The organism is Actinomadura sp. NPDC049382, from assembly GCF_040677125.1.
In the GTDB taxonomy this organism is placed as follows: Bacteria; Actinomycetota; Actinomycetes; order Streptosporangiales; family Streptosporangiaceae; genus Spirillospora; species Spirillospora geliboluensis.
Window position 1 is genome coordinate 1 of the sequence record NZ_JBFARO010000135.1, and the last position, 21,284, is coordinate 21,284.

Genomic DNA, 21,284 nt, shown 5'->3' on the forward strand with positions numbered 1-21,284 from the left:
AGCACACCACTCCCACTCCGAAGTGGGCGATACTGGGATTGAACCAGTGGCCTCTACCGTGTCAAGGTAGCGCTCTCCCACTGAGCTAATCGCCCGTTTCCGTGGCCTCCGGGGGGAGGTACGGCGTTGAGGTGGAGACGGGATTTGAACCCGTGTACACGGCTTTGCAGGCCGTTGCCTCGCCTCTCGGCCACTCCACCAGAATGAGACCTTCTGGGTCATAGCCTGAAAGGCCCCTCAGAGCGGAAGACGGGATTTGAACCCGCGACCCTCACCTTGGCAAGGTGATGCTCTACCCCTGAGCCACTTCCGCGTGCGCCTTGCGGCGACGAGGAAGACTTTAGCGCGTCGGGGGCCGTTCCCCAAACCGGGTTTCGGCGGCGGGTGCGCCCGATCCTTCGACGGGCGTCGAAGGACGGGTCGCCTAGGGTCGGTGGCATGGGGTCGGAACATGTCGTGAGCGTGGACTTCGCGCCGGTGGCGGCGTTGCTGGCGGATCGGGCGCGGGCGGTGATGCTGACGGTGCTGCTGGACGGGCGGCCGCTGGCGGCGGGGGAGTTGGCGCGGGCGGCGGGGGTGAGCGCGCAGACGGCGAGCGCGCATTTGGGGAAGCTGCTGGACGCCGGTTTCGTCACGGTGGTGCGGCAGGGCCGGCACCGGTACTACCGGCTGCGGGGCAGGGAGGTCGCGCAGGTGATCGAGGCGCTGTCGCGGATCGGCCCGCCGGTGGAGGTGCGGAGTCTGCGGCAGTCGCGGGACGCGCGGCGGCTGCATGAGGCGCGCACCTGCTATGACCATCTCGCGGGGGAGGCGGGGGTGGCGCTGTTCGCGGCGCTGCTGGACGGCGGCCTGATCGTGGCGGACGGCGCGGACGCGTTCGAGGTGACGGAGAAGGGCGAGGAGCGTCTCGGGGCGCTGGGGCTGGACGTCGCGGCGCTGCGGCGGGCGCGGCGGAGGTTCGCCTGGCAGTGCCTCGACTGGACGGAGCGGCGGCCGCATCTGAACGGGGCGCTGGGCGCGGCGCTGACGGAGCGGATGATGGAGCTGGGCTGGTTCGAGCGGGGGACGACCCGGCGGGCGCTGCTGGTGACGGAGGCGGGCCGCCGGGGGCTGGCGGATTCGTTCGGCTGCGTGCTGCCCTGACCGTCCGGGTGGTTCCTCCCGTTTCGGCGGTCCGCATGTGCCGCGGCCGGCGCGAAGAACTCGAACCGGCGGCCCCGTGCGCCGTACTGTGGGGCCATCGGCCGGGGACGGTCGTGCGAAGGGCGCGAGTCCGGGCCGCGGCGGTCCGGCTTTGGGGAGGTGGCTTCCGGTGACGGCGCAGGCCAGGATCTGGCTGAACGGGGAACTGGTCGATCCCGAGCGGGCGGTGGTGTCGGTGTTCGACCACGGCATGCTCGTCGGCGACGGGATCTTCGAGACGGTGAAGGCGGCGAACGGGGTGCCGTTCGCGCTGACCCGGCATCTGCGCCGGCTGGCCCGGTCGGCGGCCGGGCTGGGGCTGCCGGAGCCCGACCACGACGCTCTCGCCCAGGGCACCCTGGAGGTGCTGGCGGCCGCGCCGAAGTGGCCGCTGGCCCGTGTCCGCATCACCTACACCAGCGGCCCGGGGCCGCTCGGGTCGGCGCGCGGCGACGCGGGCCCGACCGTGTCGATCATCGCGGGGCCGCAGGACCCGTTCCCGCCGACGGCGGACGTGACGGTCGTGCCGTGGCCGCGCAACGAGCGGGGCGCGCTGTCCGGCCTGAAGACCACGTCGTACGCGGAGAACGCGCTGGCGCTGGCGTACGCGAAGGAGCGCGGCGGCGGCGAGGCCGTCTTCGGCAACACGGCGGGGAACCTGTGCGAGGGGACGGGCAGCAACATCTTCGTCGTCCTCGGCGGCCGGCTCGTGACGCCGCCGCTGTCGTCGGGCTGCCTGGCCGGGGTGACGCGGGCGCTGACGCTGGAGTGGTGCGGCGGCGAGGAGGAGGACCTCGCGCTCGACGACCTGTACCGCGCCGACGAGGCGTTCCTGACGTCCACGACCCGGGACGTGCAGCCGATCCGGGCGGTGGACGGCACGGTCCTCCCGGCGGCTCCCGGCCCGATCACCGCCAAGGCGATGGAGGCGTTCGCGGCCCGCTCCGCCGAGCTCATGGACCCTTGATCGAAGAAGTGGCCGCCGGGGTCTTTACGTGATCGGATTCTTCGTTCACGTTCGAGGTGACGCTTGTAGGAGGTCACCGTGGACTTCTCCAGGAGGCGGATCGGCGCGGCGGCCGCGCTCGCGATGGCGGGCGCGCTGCTCGCCGGGTGCGGCGGCGGCGGATCCTCGACGGATCCCGACCGGGGCAAGGGCGCCAAGAGCTTCTCCCTGACGATCACCCGGAACGCCATCGAGGGCGGCAAGAACACCGAAGAGGCCGAGTGGATCACCAGGAGGGTGATCCCGGCGTTCGTCGCGGCGCAGAAGGCCAAGGGCGTCACCGCGAAGGTGGCGTTCCGCGGCCAGGGCGTGGACGACGAGGCGTACAAGACGAAGCTGGCGCTGGACCTGAAGTCCCGCTCGGGTGCCGACATCATGGACGTCGACGGCATCTGGGTCGGCGAGTTCGCCCAGGCGGGCTACATCAGGCCGCTCACGGACGTGGTCGGCGCCCCTGCCGACGCCTGGGACGGCTGGACGAAGATCCCAGCCTCGGTCCAGAAGCTGGCGACGTTCGAGGGGAAGCGCTACGGCGTCCCTCCCGCGACAGACGGCCGCGTCCTGTTCTTCAACAAGAAGCTGTTCGCGCAGGCGGGCCTTCCGGCCGACTGGCAGCCCAAGACCTGGCAGGACATCATCGCGGCGGCGCGCGCGCTGAAGAAGCTCCCCGGCGTGACCCCCGTCCAGCTGAACGCGGGCACCGCGATGGGCGAGGCCACCACGATGCAGGGCGTCCTGCCGCTGCTGGCCGGTGCGGGCGCCGAGGTCTACGCGGACGGCAAGTGGACGGGCGGCGGCCCCGCCGTCCAGCAGGTGCTCGGCCTGTACGCGCAGATCTACGGCGCTGAGGGCCTCGGCGACCCCAAGCTCCAGCAGGAGGCGAAGGGGCGCGACAAGTCGTTCGAGGAGTTCGCCGCGGGCAAGATCGGCATCCTGGCGGAGGGCGACTACTTCTGGCGCGACGTCATCAATCCGAAGACGGGCGTCGCGAAGATGCCGTCCCGCGACCGGGACGTCGGCTACGCGCTGATCCCGGCGGTCGCGCCGGGCAAGGGCGTCCGCGGGCAGGACTTCGTGAGCATGTCGGGCGGCGCGGTCACCGTCCTCAACCCGAACACGAAGTACCCGCAGCAGGCGTTCGAGCTGCTGGTCTTCATGAACTCCCCGGAGATGGTCAAGGCGCGGACGGCCGGCACGCCGGAGCTCACGTCCCGGACGGACGTCAACAAGGAGATCCTCGCGGGCGACCCGTTCCTGACGTTCGTGTCGGAGAAGGTGCTGCCCGTCACGTCGTACCGTCCGGGCCTCGCCGTGTACCCGCAGGTGTCGACGGCCTTGCAGGAGGCCACGGCAGCCGTGGTGTCGGGCAAGTCGCCGCGGCAGGCCGCCGCCGAGTACACCAAGAAGCTCGAAGGGGCCGTCGGTGGCGCCGCCAACGTCACCCCGCGCTGAGGCCGAGCCCCCGCGGGCCGCGCCGCGGGCCGCGTCCTTCGGGGAGGACGCGGCGGGGCTCGGCCGGGCCCGCGCGGCCGCGTTCACGGCGCCCGCGCTGGTGCTCGTCGCGGTGTTCCTGGTGTTCCCGGCGCTCTGGACGCTCTACCTCGGCACGACCGACTACCGGCTCACCGGGATCGCGGCGAGCGACCCCCGGTTCGTCGGCGCGGACAACTACCGCGACGTGCTCGGCGACGGGGAGTTCCACCGGTCGCTGTGGCTGACGCTGCAGTTCGTGGTCGGGTCGGCGGTGATCGGGCAGACGCTCCTCGGGTTCGCGATCGCGTGGGTCATGCGCGACCGCTCCGGCCCGGTGCGGCGGCTCGTGGAGGGCCTGGTCCTGCTCGCGTGGATCCTGCCGTCGTCGGTGATCGCGTTCCTGTGGATCGCGCTGCTCGACCGCGACGGCGGCACCCTGAACGCGCTGCTCGGCACGCCCGGCACGGCCTGGCTGCTCGACCATCCGATGGCCTGCATCGTGGTGTTCAACGTCTGGCGCGGCACCGCGTTCTCGATGATGCTCTACGGCGCCGCGCTGGGGAACGTTCCACCGTCCCACCTGGAGACGGCCCGGCTCGCCGGGGCGTCCACCTGGCAGACGCTGCGGGACGCGGTGCTCCCGCGCATCCGCGGGCACGTGCTGACGAGCCTGCTGCTGGTCAGCCTGTGGACGTTCAACGACTTCACCCCGTTCCTGATCACGGCCGGGGGTCCGGACGGGCGCTCGGAGATCATGTCGGTGTACGTGTACCGGACGGCGCTCGGCGACGGCCGGCTCGGCTTCGGCGCCGCCATCTCGCTGCTGATGATCCTGATCAACCTGGTGATCGCGCTGGTCTACCTGCGCGCCCTCCGGAGCAGGCGGGCCCCGGGGGACGCGGCCGAGGCGGCGGCGTGAACGCGGCCGTCCGCGAGGCGCTGCGCCGGATCGGCCTCGCCACGTTCATCTCCGCCGTCCTCGGGTTCTTCGCGCTGCCGCTGCTGTGGCTGGCGTTCGCGCCGTTCGACAGGAATCCGGGCATCGCGGCGTCCCTGCCCGAGTTCACGCTGCACAACTTCAAGGTCCTGCTGGACAACCCGTACGCGCTGGCGTCGCTGCGCAACTCGGTGCTGCTCGCCGCCGGGACGGCCGCGCTCGTGGTGACGGCGGCGGCGCTGGCGGCGTACGCGCTGAGCCGGGTCCGGGTGCCCGGACGGGACGCGCTGCTGTACGTCCTGCTCCTGCTGTCGTCCATCATCACCGGGACGGCGGCGATGGTGCCGGTGTTCCTGCTGGCCTTCAACCTGCACCTGATCGACTCGCGGCTCGGGGTGGTGCTGGTGCTGACCGGCGGGCTGCTGCCCGCGGCGATCTTCCTGCTGAAGGACTTCACCGACGCGACGCCGACGTCCTACGAGGAGGCCGCGCGGGTGTTCGGGGCGTCGCCGCTGCAGATCCTGCGGCACGTGGTGGTCCCGGTGATCCGGCCCGGCCTCGCCACGGTCGCGGTGTGGGCGGTGGCGCAGGTGTGGGGCGACTTCCTGATGCCGTTCCTGCTGCTCAGGAACCCGGACAAGGCCCCCGCCTCGGTGATCATGTACACCTTCTACACGGAGGGCGGCCAGCCCGATCTCGCCCTGATCTCGACGTTCTCGCTGCTGTACTCCCTGCCGGTCGTGCTCATGTACCTGTTCGTGAGCCGCCGGTACGGCTTCCGCTTCCACGGAGGGATCAAGCGCTGATGGCGGCCATCACCATTCGGGAGCTGACCAAGGTCTATCCGGGCGGCGTGCGGGCCCTGGACGCGCTCGACCTCGACGTGGCGGACGGCGAGTTCTTCGCGCTGCTCGGCCCGTCCGGCTGCGGGAAGACGACGCTGCTGCGCACGGTCGCGGGCCTGGAGGCGGCGACGGGCGGGACGGTCCGGCTCGGCGGCGCCGACGTGACCCGGCTGCCGCCGGGGCGGCGCGACGTCGGCATGGTGTTCCAGGACTACGCGCTCTTCCCGCACATGACCGTCCTGGACAACATCGCCTACCCGCTGCGGATCAAGAAGCGCAGCCGGGCGGCCCGCCACGAGCGCGCCGCCGAGGCCGCGCGCTACCTCGGGCTCGGCGGGCTGGAGCCGCGCCGGCCGGGCGAGCTGTCGGGCGGGCAGCAGCAGCGGGTGGCGCTGGCCCGCGCGCTGGTCGCCGAGCCGCGGATCTTCCTGCTGGACGAGCCGCTGTCCAACCTCGACGCCCGGCTCCGGCTGGAGGCGCGGACGTTCCTGAAGCGGCTCCAGAAGGAACTGGCCGTCACCACCGTGTTCGTCACCCACGACCAGGCCGAGGCGCTCGCGCTCGCCGACCGGATCGCCGTGATGGAGGACGGGCGGATCAGGCAGCTCGGGACGCCCGTGGAGGTGTTCCGGCGCCCCGCCAACCTGTTCGTCGCGTCGTTCATCGGCTCGACGCCCATGAACCTGCTCCCGGGGCGCGTCCAGGACGGGGTCGTGGCCGTGGCCGGCACCGAGCTGCCGGTGCCCGGGGACGTGCGCGTCGAGGACGGGGAGCCCGTCGTCTGCGGGGTACGACCCGAGTACCTGGACTACAGCACCGGCCCGGTGGACGGCGCGTTCGGCGGGCGGGTCTCGGTGGTCGAGCATCTCGGCGGAAGCTCGCTGGTGACGCTCGACGTCGCGGGGGAGCCCCTGCACGTCGTCGTCGGCGAGGAGCGCGAACCCGAGCCGGGGGAGCGGGGCTGGGCGCTGCCGCGCCCCGGACGCGTCCTGCTGTACCGCGACGGGGAGCTCGTGACGGAAGGCGGCCGCTCTGCGGCTCCGCTGGCCAAGGACGGGGGACATGGATGACCACGGTGCACCGGGGCCGCTGGACCCTGGAGGACCGCCTGGAGCAGGGGCTCCGCGAACTCCCGTTCGACGTCCCGCCGGGCACGGCGTCAGTCACCGTGGAACTGTCCCATGAGGGCGGTGTCATCGACCTGGGCTGCCACGGGCCGGACGGGTTCCGAGGCTGGTCAGGTGGGGCGCGCGACAGGTTCACCCTTGGGCCGGACTGGGCGACCCCTGGGTACCTGCCAGGGGAGCTTGAAGCGGGCACATGGCACGTCTGGCTCGGGCTCCACCGCATACCGCCAGACGGCGTCCCCTACGAGGTCGCCGTGACCACATCGGCCACGGCCCCACCGCGCCCTGAGGAGACCCCGCCTCCTCGGCCGGAACGTCCACCGCGCAGGGAACTCCCCGCGCCGCACGGGATGCGATGGCTCGCCGGTGACCTGCACTCCCACACCGTCCACAGCGACGGCACGCTGACCGTCCACGAACTGGCGTGCCTTGCCGCGTCCCAGGGTCTCGACTACCTGGCGGTGACCGACCACAACACCGTCAGCCACCACTCCGAACTAGCCGCCGCTGGGGCGCGCGCGGGCGTGCTGCTGCTGCCCGGCCAGGAGGTCACCACCGACCTCGGGCACGCGAACGTGTTCGGCGACACCGGCTGGGTCGACTTCCGGCGGCCCAGTGCCGACTGGGCCGCGCACGCCACCGCGCGCGGCGGCCTGATGTCGGTGAACCACCCGCTGAGCGGCGACTGCGCCTGGCGTCGCCCGCTCCCAGTGCCAGACCGCCCGCCGTTCGCCGAGATCTGGCACTCGTCCTGGTGGGACCGGCGCTGGGGCGCCCCGCTCGCCTGGGCGGACCTGTGGCGGCCCGGCGGCGTCGTCCCGCTCGGCGGCAGCGACTTCCACGACCCGGCGCAGCACAAGACCCTCGGCGAGCCCGTCACCTGGGTCCTGGCGGGCGAGGACGGTGACGTCCTCGGCGCGCTGAGGGCCGGGCGGACCGCCGTGTCCGCCGCGAGAGACGCGCCCGTCCTGCTGCGCGTCGAGGACGAGCTGATCGCCGCCGGCGCGGACGGGGCGGTCCTCGTCCAGCCCGACGGCGGGCGGATCGCCGTCCGCGCCGAATTCGTCCGGATACCGGCCGAGCACCCGGGCATGCATCGCCTGGAGAGCCACGAGAACGAGGTGATCGCACTGTGCGGGTAGAGGGTTCGGAGATCGTCGTCGTGCCGCACACCCACTGGGACCGGGAGTGGTACCTGCCGTTCCAGCGCTTCCGGCTGCGGCTCGTGTCGCTGCTGGACGGCGTCATCGACCGGATGGAGGCCGATCCGCGCTGGCGCTTCACGCTGGACGGGCAGATGGCCGCGGTCGACGACTACCTGGAGATCCGCCCCGAGCGGCGGGAGCGGCTCGCCGCGCTCGTCCGGGAGGGCCGGCTCGCCGTCGGGCCCTGGCAGATCCTCCACGACGAGTTCCTGTGCTCGGGGGAGAACATCGTCCGGAACCTGGAGCTCGGGATCCGGCGCGCGCAGGAGCTGGGCGCCGCGATGATGGTCGGCTACCTGCCCGACCAGTTCGGGCACTGCGCGCAGATGCCGCAGATCCTGCGGCTCGCGGGCATCGAGCACGCGTGCGTGTGGCGCGGCGTCCCCGACCGGGTCCGGACCTCCGCGTTCGCCTGGGAGGCCCCGGACGGGACGGCGATCCGCACCCAGTACCTCCCCGAGGGCGGCTACGGCAACGCCGCGTCGATGTTCGAGGAGTTCGGGGAGCCCGGCGGCGCCGGGGACGGCGCCTCGCTGCTGCCCGGCCGGGTCGCCGGGTTCGCGGAGGCGATGGGCCGCTGGTACCCGCACGGCGGCCCGCTGCTGGCGATGTACGGGGCCGACCACACCGCGCCCGCCGCCGACCTCGCCGACCGGATCGCCGCCGCCGGCCTCGGCATGCGGCTGGACACCCTCGCCGGCTACTTCGCGGAGGGGACCGCGTCCACCGACGGGCTGCCGCGCGTCCGCGGGGAACTGCGCTCGCACGCCCGCGCCAACATCCTGCCGGGCGTCCTGTCCGCCCGGATCCGGCTCAAGGAGCTGATGGGCCGCGCCGAGCGGCTCGTCGAGCGGTACGCCGAGCCGCTGACCGCGCTCTGGTACGCGGGCGACGCGCAGCGGTTCCTGGACCTGGCGTGGCGGCGGCTGATCGAGACGAGCTGCCACGACTCGGTCACCGGCTGCGGCTGCGACGAGACCGCCGAGCAGGTCGCCGCGCACATGGCCGAGGCGGAGCAGCTCGGCCGCGCCGTCTGCGACCTCGTCACCGCCGAGCGGGCCGCGTCCGTCCCGCTCGGGGCGCACCTGGTGTTCAACCCGACCCCGGAGCACCGCACCGGCCTGGTCACCCTCGACATCCCGTCCGAGGGGGAGCCGGGCCTCGTCACGGGCGACGGCCGGCCGGTGCCGGTGCAGACGCTCGCCGTCGCGCCGACCGTGCTGGACGACGCCGTCCACCCGGCCGCCGAGCTCCCGGTGCTGCTGGAGCGGGTGTACGGGCGGGTGCTGTTCGGGCAGGAGATCCGCGACTGGTCGGTGTCGCGCGACGACCGCGTGCTCACCTTCCACGTGACGGCCCGCGCCGGGGTCCCGTTCGACATCGGCGACGTGCGGGAGGCCCTGCGCGGCGCGGACGGGGAGTGGCGCGTGCGGATCCTGGCCGACCCGCGCCGCACCGTCGCCGCGCTGGTCGAGGTGCCGCCGCTGGGGCTGGCGGCGGTGGCGCCGGATCCCGCCGCGCGGGTCGCGGACGGCCCGGTGACGGCCGGGCGGGAGTTCCTCGACAACGGGCTGCTGCGCGCCGAGGTGCACGCCGACGGGACGCTCGGGCTGCGCACCCCGTCCGGCGACGTCGTCGAGGGCGTCGGGCGGATCGTGGACGGCGGCGACCACGGCGACTCCTACAACTACGCGCCGCCCGCCGCCGACCTCATCGTCGGCGACCCCGTGTCGGTGGACGTCCGCTCCGCGCTGGACGGTCCGCTCGTCGCCGCCGTCGACATCGTCCGGACCTACAGGTGGCCCTGCCGCGGCGACCTGGAGGCCGGCGCGCGGTCCGCGGCCGAGGAGGACGTCACCGTCACCACCCGCGCCGAGCTGCGCGCCGGGGAGCCGTTCCTGCGGCTGCGCGTCACCTTCGACAACCGCTGCGAGGACCACCGCGTCCGGCTGCACCTGTCGCTGCCGCGCCGGGCGGACGCGTCCTACGCGGAGGGCCAGTTCGCGATCACCGAGCGGGGGCCGGCGGCGGAGGGCGGGTTCGGGGAGCGGCCCGTCCCGACGTTCCCGGCGTCCGGGTTCGTCGCCGCGGGCGGCCTCGCCGTCCTGCTGAAGCACACCACCGAGTACGAGGTCACCGGCGGCGGGCGGGAGATGGCCCTCACGCTGCTGCGCGCGATCGGCCACCTGTCCCGGGACCGCAACGCCTACCGGGACCAGCCCGCCGGGCCGCAGCTCCCGACCCCCGGCGCGCAGTGCCGCGGGGAGCGGACCGCCGAGATGGCGGTCCTGCCGTACGGCGGCGGCCTCCCCGGCGAGGACGTGCTGCGGGCCGCCGAGGAGTACCGGCACGACCTGCTCGCCGCCGCCGGCTACGGGCACGCCTCCGCGCCGCTCCCGCCGTCCCGGGAGGGCATCGCGATCACCGGCGACGGGGTCGTGATGACCTCGCTGCGCGCCCGCGACGGCTGGACCGAGACCCGGGTCGTCGCCCAGTGCGCCGAGCCCGCCACGGCCGTCCTGCGCGGGGCGTTCACCGAGGCGGTCCGCGCCGACCTGCGCGGCCGCCCCGGCATCCCGCTCGACGTGCACGATGGGACGGCCGCCCTGTCGCTGCGCCCCTGGGAGATCGCGACCGTGCGGCTCCGCACGGGCTAGCCGGGGCACTTGGCGGGGATCTTGGCGGGGGCGGCCTCAGCGGGCGGCTTCGGCGGTGCCGGGCTCGCGCTGCGGCCCGCCGGTCTCCCCGGCCGCCCGGACCGCGCGCGGCGCGGGCTCGGCGGTCTCCGCCGGATGCGCGGCGGCCGCCGCCATCGCCGCGCCCACGATGCCCGCGTTGTTCACCAGCCGGGCCGGGACGATCTCCGCCCGCACCCCCTCGACCAGCGGCAGGAAGTGCTCGGCCTTCCGGCTCACCCCGCCGCCCACGATGATCAGCGACGGCGAGATCAGCGCCTCCAGGTGCCGCAGGTACACGCTCAGCCGCTTGGTCCACTTCGGCCAGCTCAGGCCCTCCTCGGTGCGCGCCCGCGCGGACGCGCGCAGCTCGGCGTCCCGCCCGTCGATCTGGATGTGCCCGAACTCGGTGTTCGGGACGAGGACGCCGTCGGTGAACAGCGCGCTGCCGATGCCCGTCCCCAGCGTGAGCAGGACGACGGTGCCGCGCCGGCCGCGTCCCGCGCCGAGCCGCATCTCCGCCACCCCGGCCGCGTCCGCGTCGTTGAGCAGCGTGATCTCGCACCCGGTCGCGTCCGCGAACAGGCCGGCGGCGTCCACCCCGAGCCAGTGCCTGGACACGTTCGCCGCCGACATCGCCACACCGTCGATCACGACGCCGGGGTAGGTGACGCCCACCGGGCCGTCCCAGCCGAAATGGTCCACGATCTCGGCGATGACCTTCGCGACCGGCTTCGGCCTGGCGGGCCGCGGCGTGTCGACCCGGAAGCGCTCCCGCGTGAACGCGCCGGCCGGATCGACCGGCGCCCCCTTGATCCCCGACCCGCCGATGTCGATCCCGAGCATCTCCCGTGCCATGCCTCCACTGTGCCCGTTCCTCAGGGGGCTAAGAGTTCTCGGCGAACTGCAGGCCGACCACGCCGATGATGATGAGCCCGAGGAACCCGAGGCGGGCCGGCGACGCGCTCTCGCCGAACGCGAAGACGCCCACCAGCGCCACGCCGAGCGCGCCGAGGCCGGTGAAGACCGCGTAGGCGGTGCCCACCGGTAGGGTGCGCAGCGACAGCGACAGGATGACGACGCTGAGCAGCGCCACCACGAGGCCGATGGCGGTCGGCCACGGCTTCGTCAGGCCGTCCGACTCCTTCAGCGCCGTCGCCCACACCAGCTCCATCAGCGACGCGATCAGCAGGAAGACCCAGGCCACGACGGCACCCCCATATCCGGAAAGATCTCCGCCCGAGATTACCGGAGAGCTTTCCGGATACCCTGTCCGCTCCGGTATTCTGCCGGAGCAGGATCTCCCCGGGACGGAGGCCGACATGCGGGAACTGCCGGTGCTGGGCCGCCCGCCCGCCGAGCGCGCCGACGCCGCCCGCAACCGCCGCCGCATCCTGCGCGCCGCGGCGGAGGTGCTCGCGGCCCGCGGCCCCGACGCGGTCACCATGGACGAGGTCGCCAAGGCCGCCGGCGTCGGCGTCGGGACCGTCTACCGGCGGTTCGGCGACCGCGCCCGGCTCGTCTACGCGGTGATCGACGACCGCGAGCGCGCGTTCCAGGCCGCCCTCCTGCACGGCCCGCCGCCCCTCGGCCCCGGAGCGCCCCCGCGCGAGCGCCTCCACGCCTTCCTGCACGCCCTCGCCGACCGCACCGAGGCGCAGGCCGACCTGCTGCTCAGGGCCGAGGCCGACCCGCCCGACGCCCGCTTCCGGGACGGCTCCTACGGGCTCTACCACATGCACCTCGGCATGCTCCTCGCCCGGATCCGCCCCGGCTCCGACACCGCCTACCTCGCCGACGCGCTCCTCGCCCCCTTCGCCGCGACCCTGTTCCTCTACCAGCGCCGCACCCGCGGCATGCCGCTCGACCGCGTCAAGGCGGGCCTGGACGCGCTCGCCGCGGGCCTGACGGGCGGCGGTACGGCCGCCCTGACCGGCGGGGACACCCCGTCCTGAACCGGACGTATAACGATCTGTCGCCGCAAACCCTTTATCGGGGCGCCGGGCTGCCGCCACACTGGGGGACGTGAACGACTTCGATCTCCTCGTGCTCGGATCCGGGCCCGGCGGGCAGCGCGCGGCCATCGCCGCCGCCAAGCTCGGCCGCAAGGTCGGCATCGTGGACCGCCGCGACATGATCGGCGGCGTCTGCATCAACACCGGGACGATCCCGTCCAAGACGATGCGCGAGGCCGTCCTGTACCTGACCGGCCTGAACCAGCGCGAGCTGTACGGGCAGAGCTACCGGGTCAAGGACGACATCACCGTCGCCGACCTCGGGATGCGGACGCAGCACGTCATCGGCCGGGAGACCGACGTCGTCCGCAGCCAGCTCGCCCGCAACCGCGTCGCCGTGCTGCCCGGCACGGGCCGGTTCCTGGAGCCGCACGCCATCGGCATCGCCGGCGCCGGCGACCGCGAGCAGAAGGTCACCGCCGACCGCGTCGTGATCGCCACCGGCACCCGGCCGGCCCGCCCCGACACCGTCGACTTCGACGACCGGACGATCATCGACTCCGACGGCATCATCAACATGGACCGCATCCCGGAGACCATGGTCGTCGTCGGCGCCGGCGTCATCGGCATCGAGTACGCCTCGATGTTCGCGGCGCTCGGCACCAAGGTCACCGTCGTCGAGCGGCGCGAGCGGATGCTGGACTTCTGCGACCTGGAGATCGTCGAGGCGCTCAAGTACCACCTGCGCGACCTGGCCGTCACGTTCCGGTTCCGCGAGTCGGTCGCGTCCGTCGAGCGGATGCCGAACGGGACGATCACCGTGCTGGAGAGCGGCAAGCGCATCCCCGCCGACACCGTCATGTACTCGGCCGGGCGGCAGGGCATGACCGACGACCTGTGCCTGGAGGCCGCCGGCCTCACCGCCGACCGGCGCGGCCGGATCAAGGTCGACGACGACTACCGCACCGAGGTCCCGCACATCTACGCGGTCGGGGACGTGATCGGCTTCCCGTCCCTCGCCGCCACCTCGATGGAGCAGGGCCGCCTCGCCGCCCACCACGCGTGCGGCGAGCCCGTGCCGGACATCAACGAGACGCAGCCCATCGGGATCTACACCATCCCCGAGATCAGCTTCGTCGGCCGCACCGAGGACGCCCTGACCGAGGCCAAGGTCCCCTTCGAGGTGGGCGTCTCCCGCTACCGGGAGCTGGCCCGCGGCCAGATCATCGGTGACTCCTACGGCATGCTGAAACTGCTCGTCTCACCGGAGGACCGGCGCCTGCTCGGCGTCCACGTGTTCGGTACGGGGGCCACCGAGCTCGTCCACATCGGCCAGACGGTGATGGGCTGCGGCGGCACCGTCGACTACCTGGTCAACGCGGTGTTCAACTACCCCACGCTGGCCGAGTCGTACAAGGTCGCCGCCCTGGACGCGATGAACAAGATGCGCCACATCGCCCGCCTGTCCGGTTAGGACGGCCAGAGCAGGTTCTCCAGCTCGGCGTCGATGTCGATGAACTCGCTCTCCTCCCCGGCGGGGACGGCCTGGTACGTCCGGTGCAGGAAGTCGGCGAGCGGCGACAGCGGCACCTCGAACAGCGCGTCCCCGAACGGGGACGACAGCGCGATGTTGAGCGAGCCGTCGTCGTCGGCGGGCCAGACCTCGACGTCCCCGTCCCCGACCCTGCGCACGATGCCGACCGTGAGGAGCTCCCTGGCGAAGATCCACTCCACCGGCTCATCGTCGCCCACGTAGAAGGCCATCCGGATCGCGTACGGATCGTCGGCCGCGTACTCCAGCCCGGCGAGCAGGGGGACGGTCGTGCGGTCGGGGACGACGAGACGAAGGCCCAGCTGTGCTGAGACGGTGGTACTGCTGTTCATGGCCATTCCCTCTTACGTCGGTCCCGCTGGCTCGCGGGGTGCTCCGGTGGGTGGTTCTCCCTCTGACGGACATCCCCGCGATCTATGACGCCTAACTGCCTGATCTCGGCCGAACATTCCGGCGTCCCCGTCGTTTGTGATCCATCTCACCGTAGCAAAACCTGCGTCTGACCTGCGCAAAAGCGGATCTTGCGGTGCGGCGACCGCCCACAATCCGGGACGATCTGGACGCTCCCTGGAGTCCCCGCGGCGGCCACACCTCGCTTAAGGTAAATCTGTGGCAAGCAATGATGAAAAGGATGGCCGGCTCCACCGCTTCCGCGACCGGGTCCGGCGCAACCCGCTGCTGAACACCGCCTGGCGCGCCGGCGTCTTCGCCGTCGGAACGACCGTCCTCGTCGGCGGCCTGGTCATGATGATCACCCCGGGCCCCGGCCTCCTCGGCATCGTCGTCGGGCTCGCGATCCTCGCCACCGAGTTCGCCTGGGCCCAGCGCGCCCTCCACCGCGCCAAGACCGCCGCGGACCGCGCCAAGGAGAAGGCCCTCGACCCCCGCAAGCGCCGCCGCAACACCATCCTCGGCACCGTCACCGCCGTCGTGCTCGCCGCCGCCGTGGCCGGCTACCTCGGCGTCTACGGCCTCACACTGCCCTGGAAGATCGAGGACCCCACGTTCTGGACCTGACCCAGGCGCTCACATAGCGTGACCGTGTGCACTCGATCCGCGACGGCTGGGCGGACTTCCGTGCGTCCCCGTACCTGCCCGCCGTCGTCCTCCTCCTCATCCTCACCACCGCCGCGGGCCTTTTCGCGGGCTCCTACTGCTACGCCATGGCGAACCCGGCCCCCCGCGACATCCCCGTCGCCGTAACCGGCCAGGGCCAGTCCACGGCCTTCCTTCAAGCCCTCGACGATCACCTGGACGCCTCCCTCTCCGTCCAGAGGTACCCGACCTACGCCAAGGCCGAAGACGCCGTCCAAGAGCAGCGCGCCTTCGCGATCGTCGTCCTGAACGGCCCCCGCGCGACCCTCGACACCGCCGCCGCATCCGGCGCCTCCGTCGCCCGCCTCCTCACCCAGGCGGGCCCCGCCGCCGGCCAGACCGCCGGCGTCCCGGTCACCGTCCGCGACATCAAACCCCTGCAACCCACCGACCCGCAGGGCCTCGCCATCTTCTACATCTCCCTGGCCGCAGTGATCATCGGCTTCGTCGGCGCCATCCAGCTCAACGTGCACGCCGCCGCCCTCACCCCCGTCCCCCGCATCGCCTTCACCGCCGCCTACGCCGCCCTCGGCGGCCTCGCGATCTGCACCGTCGTCGACCACGGCCTCGGCGTCCTCGCCCTCCCCTTCCGGGAGTCCTGGACGATCTCCTCGCTCACCATGTTCACCAGCGGCATGGTCTTCACGATGTTCAACGCCCTCATCGGCCGCTGGGCCATGATCCCCACCTGGGGCCTCATGGTCCTGATCGGCAACCCCTCCTCCGGCGGCGCCGTCTCCTGGCCCCTCCTCCCGTTCCCCCTCGGCACCATCGGCCGCTGGCTCCCACCCGGCGCCTCCGTCGACGCCCAGCACACCGCCATCTACTTCCACGGCCACCAGCGAGCCGAGCCCTTCATCACCCTGACGGCCTGGACCCTGGCCTGCACGGCCGTCTTCCTCATCTGGCACCACCGCACTCAGCGCGCGACCACCCCCCAAGATGCGCTAGAGTTTCCGACGTCGGAACACCGGGGCGATTAGCTCAGTGGGAGAGCGCTTCGTTCACACCGAAGAGGTCACTGGTTCGAACCCAGTATCGCCCACCCCTTACAACCCAGGCCCTCCCGCATCTCAGCGGCAGGGCCTCAGTGGTCAACTGGGAGGATTTTGGGAGATCACCTCCCTCCCACCCGAACGAGGTCACAAGAACACCTCCGAGTCATCACTCTCCGTAGCCGTACGGGCGGGACAAGACGAGCACCCCTGTCCCGCCCGCAGCACGATTCCCTAAGCGCTCGCGAGACGCAGGACCGACGAGTCGGCCCGCTTCTGGGCGGCCTCCAGAAGGTCGTTGAGCGTCGGAACCGGAGAGGTCGCACTGAACCGGAGCCGTTCTTGCAGCGCTCTCTCCCAGCGGCGCTGGAGCTTGGCTTTGAGATCGTCCCGCATGGTGTCCGAGACATGGGAGTACACGCCGCGATGCCCGGCACCGTGTGGCCCAGCCGCTCGGCTTGAAGCACTTCCGGTACTGCGTCCTCCAGCATCCAGGTCTTGTGGCTGTGCCGGAGCCCATGCGGAGTGAGCCCTTCGATGAGCGGCAGCCACACTGACGGCGAGTCCTCTTCGGTCACGACCCGGATCCCTTTCCCACGTGGGGGATGGAACGGCTGCCCGGGGACGGCGTCGGGCCAGGCCGGAAGCGGTACTCCCGGCCATTCCGTCGTATCCACCAGGACCCTCTTTCCGGTCTGCCGATTGCCCTTGGGGTATCGACCGTCAGCACCCGGCTGGAACATGCGCCGGGCGTAATTCGAGCGTCGATGATGCGACCCGTCCGGGCTGAGGAACAGGTACTGTCCGCGCCCACCGCACTCGGGCGTCCGTCCTGGACATGCGCAGCGGCCCTGCGAACGCACGCTCTGCCCCGACACGAGTCCTGCAAGGAAGGGCGGCAGGTCGACGGGCCGGTGCGAATCGTCCTTGGGCGGCACCATCTCCAGCCGCCCCGCCAGTTCGCGCAGCTGCCAGTCGACCTGTAGACGGTCCAGCCGGCATGCCGGCCGTTCCAGCCCGTGCACCTCCCCCCACCGCATTCCGGTGTAGGCGGTGAGGACGATCAGGACGAAGTCGTCGTCGCGTCCAGATAGCAACGCGCACCGCTCGGCCAGCAGCAGCGTCTGCAGGGGAGTCGCCCACACCTTTTCGGGCCCGCGCACCGCGATGGCCCGCCGCGCCCGCTTCCGCCCGCGCCCCCTCCGCTTGACGGCGACGTTGCTGGCGACCATCCCGCGTTCCTTGGCGTCTCCCAGGACCGTCCCCAGCAGCGACCGGGCATCGGCCGCGGTCCGGTGAGAGAACCCGTTCGTCCGCGTCCGCTTCTCCCAGGCGACGATCTCCTCGGGGCTTGTGAAGGTGTTGACCGGCCGGTTCCCGAAGGCTGGAACGATGTGATGATCGATCAGATACCGGTACTTGGCCTCGGTGGTTGCCTCCAGGTCCTGCCCGGACCACCACAGCTCGACCCAGTCGACCAGTAACGCCGCTCCGTCACGGGGATCGTTCCAACTATGTCGCCGGATACCGGCCTCCTGATCCTCTCCCCAGTTCAGCGCGGCCTTCTTGGTCTCGAACCCCGACTGCGAGGCCGTGCTGCCGTCTGGCCGCACATACCGGACCCGCCACTTGGACCCCCGCTTTTCGGCATACGCCATAACATGCTCCTCCTTGTTGTACTGCTGCGGCTCAGAACCTGCCGCGCCGTTGTCGGACGACCGGCTGCTTGGCGCCAGCCGCGATGATCGCGGCGATGTCCTGGTCGCTGAACCGCAGATGCTTGCCGATGAAGGTGCACGGGATGACCCGCGCACTCGCCTTCTTGCGCAGCCACGACTCGCGGACCTGCAGCATCGCCGCCGCCTCGCCGGGCGTGTACAGCCGGACGTCGGGCTTCAACCCGCGCTCTGGACCGGCCTTGCGCTGCCGAGGATCCCGCTCACCTTGCAAGGTCACACCTCGCTTCGCCGTCGAGCTGCGGAGCACACGATCACGTGTCCCGCCCCGCGGCCACAGATCAGGGACGGAGAGCACCCTTCACAGGAGATGGACGACCTTGGTCGCGATTTTACACAGACTGTAGTCACTCCTGTACGCAACGCTTGGTGTGTCGGTGGCTGGCCTCCAGTGACCAAGGTCGGCTTCGATCGCGACACCTTCGCCACCTACATGTGGCACTCCATGGACTCGCGGCAACACCGAGACCGACAACAAGACCTACTAAGTCGCGCCGGACGCCGGAACTCCACCCCGTGCGGTAGATGCTCTGCGCAGGCACCGTGCGCGCCATGCGTCCCAGCGGTCTCAGGCGGAAGAGGCGTGGCACGACAGCGGGCCTAGTGTTCTGCTAGGCGCCGGCAGGCCACTGGGACACCGCGAACGTGCGGCAGGCATTTGGGTTCGTGTCGAAGGTGATCCTAGGTGCTCATCGGCAGTGTGCGGTTGCAGGCTCGGCTTATGCGACGTCACCGCACTGGACCGCCGGAGATCGGGAGCGCTAACGAGGATCCGCTCTCTGGTGAAGATCGGCGAGTTCGTGGCACATGGCAGAAGTACATGATCGCTTCAGGGGGATGGCGATGCGCTTCATGGCCATCGTGAGGGATCGGTGCAAAGTGAGCCTTGTCATTGGCCAGAAACCGTAGAATGCGAGAGTGGCGATTGGTGGACGCGAATCGGTCTGGTATCCGCGCATGGCAGACATTCCGGGCATTGCGTTCCGGGGCAGCTTGGACGTCGACCGTTCCCGATTGCCTGGAGCGCGGATCCGACCGCGTGCTGACAACGGCTACCTCTCGTGGCCCTCTGTCGAAGGTGGCACCTCGTCCGGCTCCCCGGTTCACCACCTTGCTTTCGGTGCCGCTGCACCGCGAGACGAGCTTGAACTGGTTCGGAGGACCTGGGAGGGACTGGAACTGCCGGGGACCCCTTCGGACTACCACTTTCTCTTGCAGGGGGCTGTCACCGACCTGTGGAAGCATCGGCGGCGTTATCCGCAGGGCTTGGCGGCGATCGAGCAGTTCTGCCATCTGGACCTGCTCTTGATCGAGGCTGCCCCAGAGGCGGTCGTGCTGGATGAGAGCGATCCTGCCCGTGGCTTTGTGCGCATTGCGACGCTGAGGGTCCTCGTCAACCTCCTGGAACGGGAGGGGGCCTTGCGTGAGGCGCTGGAAGTGAGCCGGCGTGCCCGCAGATTCGGCGAAGGGTACTGGAGCGATGAGTTGGAGGCCAAGGTCGCCACGCTCGATGAGGAGCTGGCATGACTTCAGGGCGCCTGATCGACACGGTGCCTGGACGATCGTTCCTGGAGAACGCCTTCGTCCGTTGGGTGCTGGCGCCAGCGGTTCGGATGGCGATCGCAGCGCACATCGCCCCGCAGCATCCGGTGCCCGCACCAGAGCACACCTACGAGCTGGACTACCTCATTGCTGGTGCGCAGCTGCGGGTGGCAATCGAACTCGACGGGTTCACGTATCACAGTGACAGGCATGCCTTCGTCTATGACCGGGTCCGCCAGAACGACCTTGTTGCCCAGGGGTATACGGTTCTCCGATTCTCTTATGACGCCATCCGCGAGGAAACCGCGCAATGTGTGGCCCAGTTGCAGGCGGTGCTGCGCCAGGACCCGGTCCTCGCGACCTATGTGATCACCGACCCCATCGTCCCCGTTCCCGACGACATGGTCGCCAATCCGTTGGGACTGGCCACGCCGCCCTCGGCGGCCGTGCCGCGTACCGCGCTGGGTTTCTACAACATCGCCCGCCAGCACCTAGCCGTGCGACCGTTACGAGAGTGCCAGCGCGAAGCCTTGGGCGCCCTGGCCGATTACTACCGCCGCGGCAAGCTTGACGCGGCCTGCGTGATGTCGGTCGGCGCTGGTAAAACCGTGCTGGGAGTAGCGGCCGCTCTGGCCTTCACCCAGCGACGGGCGCTGATCGTGACGCCGGGTCGCGTCATCCGCGGTACGTTCGCCGCCGCTCTAGACCATAACCGGGCAGGCAACACGCTATATACCCTGCCGGGCGGGCCACTGATTCCGGGATGCCGGCCGCCGCGCGCACTGGTACTCGACAGCAGCGGCGGCCCCATCCAGACGGTGCAGTCCGAAACACTTCTGGCCGCCGACATGATCGTTACTAACTACCACTCGTTGATCGGTGGTGACCAGGGGCCGGGGCTGCTAGGTAAGCTCGGCCCCGACGACGTCGACTTCATCGTGATCGACGAGGCGCACATCGCGGCGGCCGACTCTTATCGACGGCTGTTCGCGCGCTTCCCCCGGGCGCGCCGTCTGCTGATGTCAGCCTGCTTCAGCCGGGCTGACGGTAAGCGCATCACCGCGGACGTTGTCTACCGCTATCGCCTCATCGACTCGATCGCCGACGGGCACGCCAAGCAACTGAACGCACTTCGGTTCAGTCCGCGTGTCGAGGAGACCGCCTACGAGATCCGCTGGCCGGACGGACGGCGCGAGCAGATCATCGGCAAGAGCGCGCTCCTGGAGGTCATGCGGGACGAGCGCAAGCTGGCTCGGATTACAGCAACTTCCGAAGAACCCATCCGTAAGATCATGCGCAACGTCCGTACCTGCCTGAACGCCCAGGCCAGGACACTGGCACCGGTCCGGCCCCGCGTCCTGTTCGCCGCGCTGGGACAGCAGCACGCGGAACAGATCGCCCGCATCGCCAACGAGCACGGCATCGCTTGCGCGCCGCTGCACCACTCGATGGGCGATACTGAGATCTCCGCCATCCGGACCCGATTCGAGACGGACTCGGGGAACCTGGAGGCCATCGTGCAACTTCGGATGCTCGGCCAAGGCTACGATCTGCCCCCCATCACCATCGTGGTGCCGATGCGGCCCTACGGCAGCTTCGGCGAGTTCTATCAGTTCATTGGTCGCGGCATCCGGATCGTCCAGCACCGCGACCTGGCCGACCGCACCCATGAACAACGACTGGACGTCGTCTACCACGGTGAACTCGGCCTCGACGCCCACCTGGAGACACTGCGGGCGGAGAACGACATGGACCCCCATCCCGCCCAGGACGATGAGTTCGGTGACGCGCCAGTCACCGATGCCACTGTTACAACGACAACGGCGCCGTTGGCCGGCTCCATACCAGGATGCTCAGCAGTCACTGAGCCTTTTTCATCCTCGGGTGACCTCGTAGTTCTGTAGGACAGCGATGGCCTTGACCAGGTGGCCGGCCTTGCAGGGACTGCAGCGGAGCTTG

The 21,284-nt window shown here is 71.0% G+C and carries 19 protein-coding genes and 4 tRNA genes; 15 read left to right on the top strand and 8 right to left on the bottom strand.

Annotated elements, in window-relative coordinates:
- Window positions 1–23: 23 nt before the first annotated feature.
- The 3 genes from AB0K34_RS39680 to AB0K34_RS39690 form a co-directional block, all read right to left on the bottom strand.
- Window positions 24–95 (bottom strand) — tRNA-Val (locus AB0K34_RS39680).
- A 34-nt stretch (window positions 96–129) separates the two neighbouring features.
- Window positions 130–200, bottom strand: a tRNA-Cys gene (locus AB0K34_RS39685).
- Window positions 201–241: 41 nt separating this feature from the next.
- A tRNA-Gly gene (locus tag AB0K34_RS39690) sits at window positions 242–313 on the bottom strand.
- A 125-nt stretch (window positions 314–438) separates the two neighbouring features.
- Between AB0K34_RS39690 and AB0K34_RS39695 the strand changes: the two genes are divergently transcribed.
- The 8 genes from AB0K34_RS39695 to AB0K34_RS39730 all read left to right on the top strand — a co-directional run bounded on the left by AB0K34_RS39695 (window position 439) and on the right by AB0K34_RS39730 (window position 10,432).
- On the top strand, window positions 439–1,143 hold the full coding sequence (locus AB0K34_RS39695; RefSeq protein WP_301178272.1) for a helix-turn-helix domain-containing protein: 705 nt from the start codon (window positions 439–441) through the stop codon (window positions 1,141–1,143).
- Between the two features lie 169 nt (window positions 1,144–1,312).
- Window positions 1,313–2,149, top strand: coding sequence for an aminotransferase class IV (locus AB0K34_RS39700; RefSeq protein ID WP_240808464.1), 837 nt, complete (start codon window positions 1,313–1,315; stop codon window positions 2,147–2,149).
- Window positions 2,150–2,227: 78 nt separating this feature from the next.
- Window positions 2,228–3,640, top strand: a complete 1,413-nt coding sequence (locus tag AB0K34_RS39705) for an extracellular solute-binding protein (RefSeq protein ID WP_240808463.1) — start codon at window positions 2,228–2,230, stop codon at window positions 3,638–3,640.
- A complete protein-coding gene (locus AB0K34_RS39710) occupies window positions 3,612–4,580 on the top strand; it encodes a sugar ABC transporter permease (RefSeq protein WP_138640834.1) in 969 nt (322 codons plus the stop codon). Before AB0K34_RS39705 ends, AB0K34_RS39710 begins: the two co-directional genes overlap by 29 nt.
- Window positions 4,577–5,404, top strand: a complete 828-nt coding sequence (locus tag AB0K34_RS39715; RefSeq protein ID WP_138640833.1) for a carbohydrate ABC transporter permease — start codon at window positions 4,577–4,579, stop codon at window positions 5,402–5,404. Before AB0K34_RS39710 ends, AB0K34_RS39715 begins: the two co-directional genes overlap by 4 nt.
- Window positions 5,404–6,513: an ABC transporter ATP-binding protein gene (locus AB0K34_RS39720; protein ID WP_138640832.1), complete on the top strand. Its 1,110-nt coding sequence runs from the start codon at window positions 5,404–5,406 to the stop codon at window positions 6,511–6,513. The genes AB0K34_RS39715 and AB0K34_RS39720 overlap by 1 nt, the downstream gene beginning before the upstream one ends.
- Window positions 6,510–7,712 (top strand): CehA/McbA family metallohydrolase, encoded by a 1,203-nt coding sequence (locus tag AB0K34_RS39725; protein WP_138640831.1) that lies wholly within the window; start codon window positions 6,510–6,512, stop codon window positions 7,710–7,712. The genes AB0K34_RS39720 and AB0K34_RS39725 overlap by 4 nt, the downstream gene beginning before the upstream one ends.
- Complete coding sequence (locus AB0K34_RS39730; RefSeq protein ID WP_301174075.1) at window positions 7,703–10,432, top strand: alpha-mannosidase; 2,730 nt, start codon at window positions 7,703–7,705, stop codon at window positions 10,430–10,432. Before AB0K34_RS39725 ends, AB0K34_RS39730 begins: the two co-directional genes overlap by 10 nt.
- A 36-nt stretch (window positions 10,433–10,468) precedes the next feature.
- Here AB0K34_RS39730 and ppgK read toward each other — a convergent pair whose 3' ends face one another.
- Together ppgK and AB0K34_RS39740 are read right to left on the bottom strand one after the other, a co-directional pair.
- Window positions 10,469–11,308 carry a polyphosphate--glucose phosphotransferase gene (gene ppgK, locus AB0K34_RS39735; RefSeq protein ID WP_301174076.1) on the bottom strand — a complete coding sequence of 280 codons (840 nt, stop codon included), beginning with the start codon at window positions 11,306–11,308 and terminating at the stop codon, window positions 10,469–10,471.
- A gap of 28 nt (window positions 11,309–11,336) precedes the next feature.
- Entirely contained in the window at window positions 11,337–11,657 is a 321-nt protein-coding gene (locus AB0K34_RS39740; RefSeq protein WP_138636796.1) for a multidrug efflux SMR transporter, read from the bottom strand.
- A 115-nt stretch (window positions 11,658–11,772) separates the two neighbouring features.
- Here AB0K34_RS39740 and AB0K34_RS39745 point away from each other — a divergent pair, with 115 nt between their 5' ends.
- Together AB0K34_RS39745 and sthA are read left to right on the top strand one after the other, a co-directional pair.
- Window positions 11,773–12,405 carry a TetR/AcrR family transcriptional regulator gene (locus AB0K34_RS39745; protein WP_301174077.1) on the top strand — a complete coding sequence of 211 codons (633 nt, stop codon included), beginning with the start codon at window positions 11,773–11,775 and terminating at the stop codon, window positions 12,403–12,405.
- Window positions 12,406–12,475: 70 nt separating this feature from the next.
- Window positions 12,476–13,879, top strand: a complete 1,404-nt coding sequence (gene sthA, locus AB0K34_RS39750; protein ID WP_138636798.1) for a Si-specific NAD(P)(+) transhydrogenase — start codon at window positions 12,476–12,478, stop codon at window positions 13,877–13,879.
- Here sthA and AB0K34_RS39755 read toward each other — a convergent pair.
- Complete coding sequence (locus tag AB0K34_RS39755; RefSeq protein ID WP_131944314.1) at window positions 13,876–14,289, bottom strand: SsgA family sporulation/cell division regulator; 414 nt, start codon at window positions 14,287–14,289, stop codon at window positions 13,876–13,878. The two genes, sthA and AB0K34_RS39755, sit on opposite strands and share 4 nt — an antisense overlap.
- 277 nt (window positions 14,290–14,566) lie before the next feature.
- On the opposite strand from AB0K34_RS39755, the gene AB0K34_RS39760 reads away from it, so the two are divergent.
- The 3 genes from AB0K34_RS39760 (at window position 14,567) to AB0K34_RS39770 (ending at window position 16,097) form a co-directional block, all read left to right on the top strand.
- The gene (locus AB0K34_RS39760) at window positions 14,567–14,974 is read left to right on the top strand and encodes a TIGR02611 family protein (protein ID WP_301174078.1); all 408 of its coding nucleotides are present in this window, start codon (window positions 14,567–14,569) and stop codon (window positions 14,972–14,974) included.
- A gap of 26 nt (window positions 14,975–15,000) precedes the next feature.
- Complete coding sequence (locus tag AB0K34_RS39765; RefSeq protein WP_301174079.1) at window positions 15,001–16,035, top strand: ABC transporter permease; 1,035 nt, start codon at window positions 15,001–15,003, stop codon at window positions 16,033–16,035.
- A tRNA-Val gene (locus tag AB0K34_RS39770) sits at window positions 16,026–16,097 on the top strand. Before AB0K34_RS39765 ends, AB0K34_RS39770 begins: the two co-directional genes overlap by 10 nt.
- A 72-nt stretch (window positions 16,098–16,169) precedes the next feature.
- On the opposite strand, the gene AB0K34_RS39775 is transcribed toward AB0K34_RS39770, so the two are convergent.
- Complete coding sequence (locus AB0K34_RS39775) at window positions 16,170–17,705, bottom strand: site-specific integrase (protein WP_138636800.1); 1,536 nt, start codon at window positions 17,703–17,705, stop codon at window positions 16,170–16,172.
- Between the two features lie 31 nt (window positions 17,706–17,736).
- Window positions 17,737–18,003, bottom strand: a complete 267-nt coding sequence (locus AB0K34_RS39780) for a helix-turn-helix domain-containing protein (RefSeq protein WP_240807632.1) — start codon at window positions 18,001–18,003, stop codon at window positions 17,737–17,739.
- Window positions 18,004–18,701: 698 nt separating this feature from the next.
- On the opposite strand from AB0K34_RS39780, the gene AB0K34_RS39785 reads away from it, so the two are divergent.
- Both AB0K34_RS39785 and AB0K34_RS39790 read left to right on the top strand, forming a co-directional pair.
- Entirely contained in the window at window positions 18,702–19,310 is a 609-nt protein-coding gene (locus AB0K34_RS39785; protein WP_138636801.1) for a hypothetical protein, read from the top strand.
- Window positions 19,307–21,229, top strand: a complete 1,923-nt coding sequence (locus tag AB0K34_RS39790) for a DEAD/DEAH box helicase family protein (RefSeq protein ID WP_364553892.1) — start codon at window positions 19,307–19,309, stop codon at window positions 21,227–21,229. The genes AB0K34_RS39785 and AB0K34_RS39790 overlap by 4 nt, the downstream gene beginning before the upstream one ends.
- Window positions 21,230–21,284: the final 55 nt, after the last annotated feature.